Source organism: Niallia alba, assembly GCF_012933555.1.
GTDB classification, from domain to species: domain Bacteria; phylum Bacillota; class Bacilli; order Bacillales; family Cytobacillaceae; genus Niallia; species Niallia alba.
On sequence record NZ_JABBPK010000001.1, the window covers coordinates 1,293,997 to 1,306,869 of the forward strand.

At 34.2% G+C, this 12,873-nt stretch carries 10 protein-coding genes; 5 read left to right on the forward strand and 5 right to left on the reverse strand.

Annotated elements, in window-relative coordinates; all coding sequences use genetic code 11:
* Window positions 1–48: 48 nt before the first annotated feature.
* The gene (locus tag HHU08_RS06450; protein WP_100525939.1) at window positions 49–1,278 is read left to right on the forward strand and encodes an IS110 family RNA-guided transposase; all 1,230 of its coding nucleotides are present in this window, start codon (window positions 49–51) and stop codon (window positions 1,276–1,278) included.
* Window positions 1,279–1,389: 111 nt separating this feature from the next.
* Here the strand turns inward: HHU08_RS06450 and HHU08_RS06455 are convergent, their stop codons facing one another.
* Together HHU08_RS06455 and corA are read right to left on the reverse strand one after the other, a co-directional pair.
* Window positions 1,390–2,292 carry a YitT family protein gene (locus tag HHU08_RS06455; protein ID WP_016201901.1) on the reverse strand — a complete coding sequence of 301 codons (903 nt, stop codon included), beginning with the start codon at window positions 2,290–2,292 and terminating at the stop codon, window positions 1,390–1,392.
* Window positions 2,293–2,449: 157 nt separating this feature from the next.
* On the reverse strand, window positions 2,450–3,397 hold the full coding sequence (gene corA / locus HHU08_RS06460; RefSeq protein WP_016201902.1) for a magnesium/cobalt transporter CorA: 948 nt from the start codon (window positions 3,395–3,397) through the stop codon (window positions 2,450–2,452).
* 318 nt (window positions 3,398–3,715) lie between these two features.
* Between corA and HHU08_RS06465 the strand changes: the two genes are divergently transcribed.
* The gene (locus tag HHU08_RS06465; protein WP_016201903.1) at window positions 3,716–4,414 is read left to right on the forward strand and encodes a response regulator transcription factor; all 699 of its coding nucleotides are present in this window, start codon (window positions 3,716–3,718) and stop codon (window positions 4,412–4,414) included.
* Window positions 4,415–4,930: 516 nt separating this feature from the next.
* On the opposite strand, the gene HHU08_RS06470 is transcribed toward HHU08_RS06465, so the two are convergent.
* From HHU08_RS06470 to HHU08_RS06480, 3 genes are all read right to left on the reverse strand, one after another.
* Window positions 4,931–6,307, reverse strand: a complete 1,377-nt coding sequence (locus tag HHU08_RS06470; protein ID WP_169188062.1) for a hemolysin family protein — start codon at window positions 6,305–6,307, stop codon at window positions 4,931–4,933.
* A gap of 433 nt (window positions 6,308–6,740) precedes the next feature.
* Complete coding sequence (locus HHU08_RS06475) at window positions 6,741–8,060, reverse strand: hemolysin family protein (RefSeq protein ID WP_016201906.1); 1,320 nt, start codon at window positions 8,058–8,060, stop codon at window positions 6,741–6,743.
* A 193-nt stretch (window positions 8,061–8,253) separates the two neighbouring features.
* Window positions 8,254–8,799, reverse strand: a complete 546-nt coding sequence (locus HHU08_RS06480) for a GNAT family N-acetyltransferase (RefSeq protein ID WP_016201907.1) — start codon at window positions 8,797–8,799, stop codon at window positions 8,254–8,256.
* Between the two features lie 330 nt (window positions 8,800–9,129).
* On the opposite strand from HHU08_RS06480, the gene HHU08_RS06485 reads away from it, so the two are divergent.
* From HHU08_RS06485 to feoB, 3 genes are all read left to right on the forward strand, one after another.
* Window positions 9,130–10,422, forward strand: a complete 1,293-nt coding sequence (locus HHU08_RS06485) for a methyl-accepting chemotaxis protein (RefSeq protein WP_169188063.1) — start codon at window positions 9,130–9,132, stop codon at window positions 10,420–10,422.
* A 220-nt stretch (window positions 10,423–10,642) separates the two neighbouring features.
* Window positions 10,643–10,861, forward strand: a complete 219-nt coding sequence (locus tag HHU08_RS06490; RefSeq protein ID WP_016201909.1) for a FeoA family protein — start codon at window positions 10,643–10,645, stop codon at window positions 10,859–10,861.
* A gap of 1 nt (window position 10,862) precedes the next feature.
* On the forward strand, window positions 10,863–12,863 hold the full coding sequence (feoB, locus tag HHU08_RS06495) for a ferrous iron transport protein B (RefSeq protein ID WP_016201910.1): 2,001 nt from the start codon (window positions 10,863–10,865) through the stop codon (window positions 12,861–12,863).
* Window positions 12,864–12,873 lie beyond the last annotated feature (10 nt).

Sequence of the window (12,873 nt, forward strand, 5' to 3'; positions counted from 1 at the left end):
GATGACTTCTGTCGCTTGTATTGTATTAAAAATCTTTGAGGTGATTATATGGAAGCTATGATTGAACGGTGTGCAGGCCTAGATGTACACCAAGAAACAGTAGTTGCTTGTGTTTTATTTGGTTCATTAGATAAAAAACCAAATAAAGAGATTCAAACCTTTCCAACAACCACAAGTGGCCTTTTGGCACTTAGCGACTGGCTATCCTCACACAAAATAACGGATGCTGTAATGGAAAGTACCGGTGTATATTGGAAGCCCGTTTGGAATGTTATAGAATGTGACTTCCAATTAATCCTCGCCAATGCCCAACATGTTAAAAATGTTCCCGGAAGGAAAACAGACGTAAAAGATGCGGAGTGGTTAGCTAAACTTTTGCGTTCTGGACTAATTGAAAAAAATTTTGTACCGCCCAAAGAAATTCGTGATTTGCGAGATTTAACCCGGTATCGTAAAAAACTCATCCATACACGAACTTCTGAGCGCAATCGAATCCACAAAATTCTACAGGATGCAAATATTAAACTAACTTCTGTTTTATCTGACATTTTTGGTGTCACTGGTTGTCGCATTATTGAAGCCCTAATAAACGGCGAAAAAATAGGTGTGTTTGAACTTCAACAAATGGTTGATTCAAGAGTTAAGGCGAGCACAACAGATATTGCAGAAGCCCTTAACGGTGGAATACGTAAACATCATATTGATATGTTACGTTTCCATTGGGACCATATCAATCACATCGATGAAACAATCGAAAAAGTAGTTGAACGCATAGACCAAGCGCTTATTCCTTATCAAGAGGAGTGCGAACTACTAGATACCATACCGGGTGTGGATAAAAATGCATCCGCAATCTTTATAGCTGAAATGGGTGTAGACATGTCAGTATTTAAAAGTTCTAAACATCTAGCCTCATGGGCTGGAGTGAGTCCAGGAAATTATGAGAGTGCCGGTAAAAAAAAAACAGGTAAAACTCAGTACGGAAACAAATCATTAAGAACCACCGCTGTTGAATGTTCCATGGCTACAGATAGACAGTATAATCGCATATCTGCACATAGAAAAAGAATTATGAAACGACAAGGAAAATCGAAAGCACGGATCGCTTCCGCTCATTTAATCCTAACAATTGCTTACAATATTTTAAAAACAAGGCAACCATATCAGGAACTAGGCCCTGATTATGTTGATCTCGAACAAAGTAAAGAACAAAAAATGATTCAATACTTAAAAAGGAAAGGGTATCGTATTGAACCCACTAATGAACAAATTGCTTAATGAATAACAAAAGCACTATATTTAATCATTCCTAGCCTTTTAAAAAAGTTCAAATTTAGAAGGTTCAGCTTAGTGTTGCCTTTTACCTAAAGAGTTTTCATACAAACAGCCTTAATGAATATCTTTTTTCTTAAACCTTCCACCACGTACTTCAGAAATATTGGCAACTGCAAGAAAGGCAGTAGGATCTAGTTCTTCAATAATTGTTTTAAGTTTAGCTTCTTCTAAACGGTTAATAACGCAAAAAATAACTTTCTTTGTGTCACCAGTATAGGCACCTTCACCCTTCAGATAAGTGACACCGCGTCCAAGTCTTGCTAGTATCGTTTCACCGATTACTTGTGAATGGTCACTAATAATCCAAACTGATTTTGATTCATCTAAACCAGCTATAACAATATCAATTACTTTAAAAGCAATAAAATAGGCGATCAATGAATACATAGCTCGATTCCAAGAAAAAACAAACCCAGCACTAATAAAGATAAAGACATTGAAAAACATAATAATTTCACCAACGGAAAAAGGGCTTCTTTTACTGAAAAGGAGAGCTAATACCTCTGTACCATCAAGGGAGCCGCCAAAGCGTAGCACAATTCCCACTCCAATACCAAGGATAATACCACCAAACACAGTGGCGAGAAGTAAATCAGATGTGAAAACGGGCACATCGTGTAATAAAATGGTTGTAAGAGAAAGAACGGTAATACCTAGCATCGTGGAAAAAGTAAAAGTCTTACCAATTTGTTTGTAGCCAATATAGAAGAAGGGAATATTTAATAAAAAGATAAAATAGCCAAGCTTTGCGCCAGACAAGTGAGAGAGGATAATGGAGATTCCAACAATACCTCCATCTAATACTTTATTAGGAACAAGAAATTCTTCAATGCCGACTCCCATTAAAATACTACCAACAATAATGAAAAATATCCTGCTAGCTAAAACCTTTTTTGGTAAAATTTTATGCTGTGGTTTTTCTAAAATTGCCTCTGCTTGTATATTTGATGACTCCATCGTTAATCCCCCCAGTTACGTTTTATATGTAAAAAAATGTGTAAACAATAAGTAAAAATATCGATAATTCTATTTTATCATAATAGTTTTGAAATATATCTATCAAAGCTCGGTGTTTTTTTAATATATGCAAAAGAATAACAGGAAAAAGACAGTCTTACTTAAACCAGCCTTTTCGTTTAAACAAGATAAACATTCCTATACCTATACTGGCCATTATAAATAACAGAAGGAAGTAACCGTATTTCCATTGAAGTTCAGGCATATTTACAAAGTTCATTCCGTATAAGCCAGCTAAGAAGCTGAGTGGCATAAAAATGGTCGTAATGACAGTAAGAATTTGCATAATTCTATTAGAATGATGCGAGTTATAGGATAGATAACTATCTCTTATATCTGTCGTTAATTCCCGATTGGATTCAACTAGTTCACTAATTTTCAATAAGTGATCATAAATATCAGAATAGTATTCTTTTTTGGTTAAAAGAGCCGCTATTTTTTCGCTATTAATCATCTGGTGTACTATATCTTTCATTGGCACGACGGTATGTCGTAAGGAAAGAAGCTGGTGCCTAGTTGAAAATAATTCATCTAACAAGGCTTCCATTGTTTTTTTTGTCGGGTTTTCATCGATTTCTGCAAGGGAATCCTCAATGTCATAGACAATCGGAAAATAATTATCGACTAGATGATCCAATAACTGATAAAGAACGGTATATTGTGTCCAAGTGGCAACATCTTCTCTTGTTAGCATTTCTTTTACTGCATTCACTTCAATCGAAGCATGATGATGAAAGGTAACGATGAAATTTTTCCCTAAGAAAATATTAAGTTCATCTTTTTTTATGGTTTTTGGATTTAAACAATGGGTGACAAAAAAGGTATAGGTTTCAAAATAGTCAATTTTAGGTCGTTGCAAATTATGGAGACAATCTTCTATAGATAAGGGATGAAACCTAAAAGGATGATGCAATTTTTCAATTTCATCGTCAATTGGCTGATCGAAGTCAATCCAAGACCACTGAAAATCTCCTTCCAATATTTCTTCAATGGGGAGATTTGTACGTATCTCATTATGCTTATTTATAGCTAGCGTATGAATCATTTCAATAACTCCTTTATACTGGTGTTATTAAATAGGATAGTTTATTTTGTTAGTTTATTACAATTAAAAAGATTTTTATGCAATCATTTAGTGTTTTTCATGCTTGATAGGTCCGTTGATCGCCGCTCAGCGCGAGCCCAACGGAAAGGAAAGTGTATTTCGGCTACGGGCATAGCAACAAACTTTACTAAAACAGCTTTTTTTTGCTTATATCATTCAAAATTTTTTCTTGTTAGCTACCAGGGTATGAAAGTTATTGATAACATCTGCTATAATAAATAGCAAAAGAATGTACGCTAGTAAATAGGAAGTGTTAGGATGAAAATACTCGTAATCGAAGATAATGAAAGTGTTTGCTCCATGTTAGAGATGTTTTTCTTAAAAGAAGGATATGAAGGGAAATTTATTCATAATGGAAAAGAAGCATTAGACTTTTTCATGGAAAACCAGAATTGGAATATCATCATCATTGATTGGATGTTGCCAGGTATGGAAGGTGTTACGATTTGTAGAAAAATTAGAGAGATTAGTTCTGTTCCGATTATTATGCTTACTGCAAAAGATAGTGAATCCGATCAAGTACTTGGACTAGAAATGGGGGCAGATGATTATGTAACAAAACCATTCAGCCCCTTAACGCTAATGGCGCGGATTAAAGCTGTAACAAGAAGATATCAAAAAGAAACAACCAATCAAGTAGATGATAAATTTCTGACAACAGAGCATTTTAAAATAAGCAAGGAAACGAGAGAAGTTATTTACAATAATGAAGTACTGACTAATTTAACACCGAAAGAATTTGATCTTCTCTACTATTTAATTAGTAACCCAAAACAAGTTTTTACTAGGGAACAGCTACTAGATCGAGTTTGGGGTTATCAGTTTTACGGAGATGAAAGAACAGTAGATGTGCATATTAAGCGACTAAGAAATAAAATCGGTACGAAAGAACAGCCATTTATTCATACTATCTGGGGTGTGGGCTATAAATTTGATGAAACAAGGATAAATGATTAATAGTAGTACTGATCTTATTCTTATGGAAGCAAAAGAGGCTGAGTCATCTATTTTGCGCAGGCATAGCAAACAAACTTCATGCAACATCCTTTTTAAAACGAATAAAGAGGCTGGGACATAAGTATTCCAGCCAAGGATAATTCCGAACAATTATACGAAGATGCTAATGAATGTTCCGTATAATTGTTCGGGCTTTTATTTGTTTTTCAAAGGATGTTTCCATGAAGTTTGGTGCGATTCCCCGCAGCCGGAATACACTTCGCTTTCCATGGGGCTCGCGCTGAGCCGCTTCGGCCTGTGGCCTGCAGGGTCTCAGACTGTCTCGCTAATCCCATAGGAGTCTTCGTGTATTCCGGCTGCTCTGTTTTTCCAACTAATTATATTTCCTCTTGTAAAAAGTATGCGAAAGCAGCCGCTATTTACTAGCTATATTAGAAATTGTTCGTCTTTACAGAGTATCTATTTAGTTATGTCCCATCCTCTATCTTTGAATGGAATATTTATGTTCCAGCCTCGTTAGGATACTATTTCTGCTTCTGATGAAGGGGAAGGAAGGGATTGCTTTATTGTAATATGCTTTTTTTGTTTTTCTATGTTGGTTGGTTGTTTTTTCACTTCCACATATTTAATATGATGATCTTCCATTTCTAAAATCTTAAAAGCATAGGATTCGAAGTTAACCGTATCCCCCTCCGATGCTTCATAATTAGAAGTAAGAATCCAACCACCCAATGTATCAATTATTTCATCATTTATGTCTATGTGGAGTAAATCATTTACTTCATTTATCAAAACTTTAGCATCTAAAATATAATGATTTTCTTTTATCGTACGAATAGTAGGAATTTCATCACTATCAAACTCATCCCAAATATCTCCAACAATCTCTTCAATAATATCTTCCACTGTAACTAACCCAGAGGTTCCACCATATTCATCCATTAAAATGGCCATATGGATACGATCCTTTTGCATTTTTAATAATAAATCTTGAATAGGATACGTTTCTATTACTCGGATGACTGGCCTTATATAAGGCTTTAGTGTTTTGGTCGTAAGATCTCTTGATTTAAGTAACTCTGTCATTATTTCTTTTACATTAATCATTCCGATAATATGGTCTTTATCTCCATCGGTAACGGGATATCTAGTAAATTGCTCTTTCTGGATAAGATGAAGCAATTCATCTAATGTGCTTGTTTGTTCAAGGGAAATAATCTCTGTTCGGGGTACCATAATTTCTTTCGCTATACGATCATCAAAATCAAAAATATTATTAACATACTTAAATTCTGATTGATTGATTTCGCCGTTTTTATAACTCTCTGAGACGATAATCCGGAGCTCTTCCTCTGTATGTGCCAATTCATGTTCAGAAACAGGTTTTAATCCGAACGTCCTTGTGATAATTCTAGAGGAGCCATTTAAGGTCCAAATAAAAGGATAAAGCACTTTATAAAATAGGATTAAAGGCTTTGCCGCCCATAAAGTAATTTTCTCTGCCTTATGAATAGCGAATGTTTTTGGAGCTAGTTCACCTACTACGACATGTAAAAAAGTAATAAAAGTGAATGCTAAAGAGAAGGATAAGACGGTAATGGCTGTTTCTGGGACATGGATAATTTGCAGTAATGGTGATAAAAAGTGTTGTAATGTTTCTTCGCCAATCCAGCCAATACCGAGTGCTGTAACAGTTATTCCTAATTGGCAGGCGGATAAGTATTCATCGAGATTGCTAGTAACTTTTTTCGCGGAAAGGGCATTTTTATTACCTTCCTCTATGAGTTGATCAATCCTGGAGCTACGAACTCTAATAATAGCAAACTCTGAAGCTACAAAAAAAGCAGTCAAAGCAATTAAAATGGCTATTATAACCAAGTTAAATATGTCCAAATAAATTTCCTTATCTCGTTTACCGAGTAAGGAGTCACCTCCTGATTAATTCAGATTGAGTAATATCTAATTCTAGGAAATGGATTTGTAATAAGCGAGGTCCGGTGTATGGGCTAGTATAATAATCGTTTGAAAATAAGAATGTGTATGAAATTCTTCCTTTAGATAAACAACCCCATTATACCACCTCACAATTGTTTAATTTTACTAATTATTATACGGTAAGCCAAACTATCTAGTCAAATGATGATAGCGTTAACTTTTTAAATTTTCTGTCTATATGTTTAATATATGAAAGAAAAGGGTATTTCATGTTTTCTATCGATTGTTTTACCTTGTTAAATGAAGAAGTAGTAACAGAAAGGATTACGATGAATGATAAATTTGTATCATCCATCGTAGATTTAACATAAATGGGATAAATAGCTTAGTACTAATCTTCGTTTAAAAGATGTGAAGGTATCTTTTGAACGTCAAAGGTAAAAATATGTTGGCGAATCATTTTGTCAATCTTAAAGAGATAGCCAGTATATTCAATCGTTTCCCCTTTTTTAATGTTAGGGTTTTGGGACAATATCCAGCCACCGAGCGTATGAAGTTCTTCTCGCTCGATTGATAAGGATAGCAGCCTGTTTACTTCTGTTAAGGGAAGCTTGGAATCAAGAATATAGTGATGGTCATTAATGTTTTGAATAAGAGGGGTTTCCTCTTCATCAAACTCATCTCTAATTTCGCCGACAATTTCCTCTAAAATATCTTCTGCGGTAATTAGTCCAGCAGTACCGCCAAATTCATCATGAAGAATAGCGATCGAGCTTCTTTCCTTTTGCATCTTTAAGAAAACGGCTTGTATAGGTGCTGATTCGATTATATGTATAATTGGTTGTGCATAGTCCAATAACGATTTATTTTCAATATCCTCATTTTTTATCCAGTCCGTTAATAATTGTTTAATATGGATAAAACCAATAATGCTATCTTTATCCTCCTTTTTAGTAAGTGGATATCTTGTATATCGTTCTTTTTGAATAATATTTATAGCTTCTTTAATGGATATATGATCAGATAATGTGACCATTTCTGTTCTTGGGACCATAATCTCATTGGCTAAACGGTTGTCAAATGCAAAAATCCGATTGACATAGTTATATTCTGATAAACTAATTTCCCCATTTTGATAACTTTCCTTCAATACAATTTGCAGCTCTTCTTCTGATAGTGCATCATTATTGGCTGATGGATTCGTTATTCCCCATAATTTTGCTACTTGTCTTGACGATTTATTTAAAAGCCAAATAAAGGGATACATAAATTTATAAAACCAAATAAGTGGTTTACTAATTAATAAGGCTATTTTTTCCGTAAGAATAATGGCAACTGACTTTGGAAAAAGTTCGCCAATTACGACATTAATGTATGTAATAATCGAAAAAGAGATCGCAAACGCTAATCCTTGTGATAGAGCAGTTGGAACAGTCAAATTATTCATTAAAGGTTGAATTAACTTTAAAATCGTAGGTTGTCCTAACCAACCCAATCCTAAAGAGGTAATGGTTATGCCTAATTGGCATGCCGACAGATAGGCATCCATATTTTCAATAATCCTTTTGACAGCAAGGGCATTTTTTTGTCCTTCTTCTACAAGCTGTTCAATTCTTGCAGGTCTGACACGAACAATAGAAAATTCAGTTGCTACAAAAAAGGCAGAAAAAGCAGTTAGTATGACAATTAACAGTAGTTGTATTCCAATCATTATTTCTTTCATCACCATTCATTTGTTATCAAAGAAGTATTTAAATATTTTTATATAAACAGAAAACCTTCTATTTATTCATTTTATACCTTTTTCAGATGAAAATAAAATTTTTGAGGGAATAAAGAGGAGAGAGGATTTAACCTAATGTTATTGTTATTATCCTCACATAACGTATTAGAGGGGAAGTTTATTATTTAGCTGCCCATTCTCTTGCCAGCATGCTGTAGGAATATAAATCATGAAAATGGTCGTACAGAAATTCACCATCTCTAATAATTCCCTCTTTCTTAAAGGAAAGCTTCTCCGGAATTGCTTGGCTTTTGACATTTTTAACCCCGCATTGAATTTCTATTCTGTTGAGCTTTAAATAATAAAAAGCATAATTTAACATAGCAGCAACTGACTTTGTCATAATGCCATGCCCTTGTGCGTCCTCAGCTAAAAAATAGCCAATGCTTGCTTTGCGACTTGCCCAATCGATTTGTTGTAAGGTAATCATACCTACAAGTTTTCCATTAAAAAAAATTCCTGCATTCCATTCTGTTTGCTCTGTGAAAAGTTTATTCCAGAGGGGAATGATGCTTTGATATTGGTAGGGAGAGGTTATTTGATCTACCCATGGGAGCCATTTTCTTAAATACTTCCTATCTTTATTAACTAGTTGAAAAAGTTCATTGGAGTCCTTCACTTCTAAAAGCCGCAATCTAATTTGCTGATCTACAAATATATTAAACAACATCGTTCATCCTTTCTAATTTTCTAAGAAGGAGATATCGTTGTATTTTATGCCAAGAAAAAAATTTGGCTCGTAAACTTCTAAAATCTTAAGTTTTTAACCGGAAATTAGGCGTTTTTCCTATTTTTATTTCTGTAAAAAAAATTTATAAAAAAATTACAAATAAAGGCTAAAAAGTAGGTAGATATTACCGATAATAAAGATATAGAGACATAACTAACGCTTATCCGAATAGATACGTTATTATATGTGAAAGCGTTTTAAAAATATCTGTTTGTGTTTGCTTAGAAATGGCCCCTTAATACGGACGGCGAAGAGAGGATGTTTCGAATGAAAAAGAAAGATAGTTTCAAAGTGAAAGCGTTTATTGGATTTAATCTGCTTATTCTTATTACTACATTTATTAGTGCTCTTGGTGGATTTTATATGGCAAAAAATGAAACCATACAAGACGCATTGCCATTCGCTTATAGTCATTATTTAATCATAATAGCTGTAGTGCTTATTCTTACTGTATTAAGCTCGTTTGTTTTTAATGTATTAATGAAAGGAAAATTTAAAGCATTATCTCGTCTTAGCGACAAAGTGAGTAAGTTGTCACAGGGAGATTTATCGGTTGAATTTAATGACAAGTCAAAAGATGAAATTGGTCAGTTAAATCAATCTATTGCTGAATTGCAGGAGAGATTTTCATTTCTTGTATCAAGTTTAAAAACAGTAAATGAAAATGGAATAAGTCAGGCAAGTGATGTGTCAGTAATAGCAGAGGAAACATTGGCAAGTTCAGAGGAAATTGGAAGAGCAATGGCTGAAATTGCTGAGGGGGCTGTTAGCCAAGCGTCCGAGTTAGAAGAGGTTAAAAGAGAAATAGATAGCTTAACCAGTTCAATTGATAATATGGAAGGCAAAAATCAAATTATTAAGCAAGCAACAGAAAATGCTCAAGAAGCATCCCATAACGGACAAAAGACAATTAATACGTTGAAAATATGTAATGAAAATGCAAGCAAGTCAACAAATGATGTTAGTATTGGAATTAGTAGCTTATATCAGAAAGTTTTAGATATATCTAAAATTACTTCTACTATTAATAGAATAGCAGAACAAACAAATCTTCTTGCTTTAAATGCAAGTATTGAAGCTGCTAGAGCAGGTGAGCACGGAAAGGGCTTTTCTGTTGTTGCCAATGAGGTGAGAAACCTAGCAGAAGAAACAAATGCAGCAACAAAGCAAATCCAAGATATGATTCAAAATATCGAAAAAGAAATGGAAAGTACCGTTATGTCGATTTATGAAACGACAAATCAAACAGCGGAATTAGATACTGCCGTAAAGGATACTGAAAAGGAATTTACAGCCATTGCAAGTGCTGTAGTCAATAGCATTGAAGCAGTCAAAGAAATGACAGTCGAACTAAACCGTGTGGTGGAGCAAAACAATCATATTTCAAGTTCTATTGCGAAAGTATCAGAAGTTTCTGAGTCTGTTGCAGCAGCAGTTGAACAAATTGCTTCTAGTACGGATGAGCAAACCTCTGCGATTGGAAATGTTGCAAAAACAGCAGAAATAATGAAGAGTAGCAATGAGGAATTAAAGGATTCATTGACGAAATATAATCTATAATAAAGGAAAAGCCTTTGCTTTCATTTTGGAGCAATGGCTTTTTTATTTGTTCAAAAAGGTATGATGAAATTTGCCCTTGTATAAAAGCAAAAGCTCTTAAAATTCAATGAATTGTCACAATTATTAGGGGAAATCAGATTGAATACTGTTGTTACGATTGATATAACTATCTTATAAGAGAAAGATAATCATTCTCAATTAAAAAAGAGAGGCGAATAAGATGGAATTAACTGTAGGACAAAGATTAAAGATAAATAGGGTGGAAGATGGAAATAGAATGCTCAAAAGAAGGCTACTTGATTTTGGATTAATAGAGGGTGCTGTAATAACGATTCAGCAAATTTTGCCGTTTGGCGGGCCGCTTATTTTGGAATATGAGGGTACGACGATTGGCATGAGACAAAGCGATATAAAAATATTGCATATGGAGAGCATATAAAATGGAATTAGCTCTTTTAGGGAATCCGAATACAGGGAAGACTTCTTTATTTAATCATCTAACAGGATCTTATGAGTATGTTGGAAATTGGAATGGAGTGACGGTAGAGAAAAAGATAGGTACCTTTAAAAATAAAAAAGCAATTTTAGTAGATTTACCTGGGGTCTATTCTTTAACACCAATCTCTGAAGAAGAAGCCGTAGTCACAAATTACTTATTGCAAGGAAAGATGAATCGAATTGTTAATATTATCGATGCTTCGCAATTAAAGAGAAATTTATTATTAACTATTCAATTATTAGAATATGGGAAACCGGTAATTTTCGCTTTAAATATGATTGATATTGCCAAAAGAAAAGGAAAGGTCATTGATCACCAGTTATTAGCCACTTATTTAGGAGCAAATACGATTGCGATAAGTGCGCGAAAAGGAGATGGATGTGAGGAGCTATCAAGAGCATCTATTGATCAGCAGTGTAATGGGGAATACTCTCTGTTTATCCATTATGGGGAAATAATCGAAAATGCAATAGAAAAAATGTCCGTTATGCTTCAAGGAAAAACATCCCTTTCAAATAGATGGCTAACAATCCAATTACTTGATGGAAATACAACGATTTTCCAATTTCTTGCTAATCTTTTAAGTAAACAAGAGTTGGAGACATTTATCCATCAAGTAACATTGGAATGTGAAAAAATAGCGAAAAAGCCAGAACAAATAATTTATCTTAAACGTAGAGAAGTGGTAAATCAAATTGTCCAAAAAGTCGAAGTAGAAGCAGACAAAAAGCAGATCCCAATTTCGGAAAAAATCGATTATCTCGTAACAAATAAATATCTTGGATTTCCAATTTTTATTGCCTTTATGTATATATTATTTATGTTGACTTTTGATTGGATTGGAACACCATTATCTGATCGTCTAGATTACCTTATTTCAGATTTATTGACAGAGGGGGTTACGAATCTATTAACCAGTCTGCAAGTAACTAGCTTTATACGGTCACTTGTAATTGATGGAATTATCGCAGGGGTAGGAGGCGTTCTCGTTTTTATTCCGCAAATTTTTATATTGTTTTTCTGTATCTCTTTTTTAGAAGACTCTGGGTATATGTCACGGGTAGCACTAGTTATGGATAAATGGTTAGAAAATGTAGGATTGAATGGTAAAGCCTTTATCCCAATGATTATTGGGTTTGGCTGTAATGTTCCTGGGGTAATGGCTGCGAGAACAATCGAAACAAAGAAGGAGAGATTATTAACAATTTTATTGTTGCCATTAATGAGTTGTTCGGCAAGATTTCCTGTTTATGCATTATTTATAGGAGCGTTTTTTGGCAAAAATGGAGCATTAATAGTGTTATCCCTCTATGTTTTAAGCATAGTAATGGCCTTATTACTTGCTAAACTATTTTCTTCTACTATTTTAAAAGGAGAAAAGTCTATTTTTCTAATAGAACTGCCGCCATATCGATTGCCTAGTTTAAAGGTCTTATGGAAAAGTACATGGGATAAAGGAAAAGGTTTCTTAAAGAAAGCAGGTACTTTTATCTTCGCTGGTTCTGTTTTAATTTGGTTATTAACTTATTTAGGACCAGGAGGATTAGATGTAGAAATGGACCAAAGCTTTATGGCGTTAATTGGTTCAGTGATGGCACCAGTTCTTGCCCCTCTAGGTTTTGGAACATGGGAAGCAGGAGCATCCTTGTTAACGGGGTTTCTTGCAAAAGAAGCAATTATTTCTGCTATGAATATCATCTATGCCGTTCCAGACACAAGAAGCTTGCAGCATTTAATGGGAGAAGTTTATACGCCATTAGCTTCCTATAGTTTTATGGTGTTTATTCTATTATACATTCCATGCCTGGCAACACTTGCTACTATTTATAAAGAAACAGGATCAAAAAAATGGTCCGCCTTTTCTGTCGGTTATGCACTTATTCTTGCATATATTCTTTCATTTATTATTTATCAGCTAGGAAAATGGATCGGTTTAAATTGAAGGAGTGAAT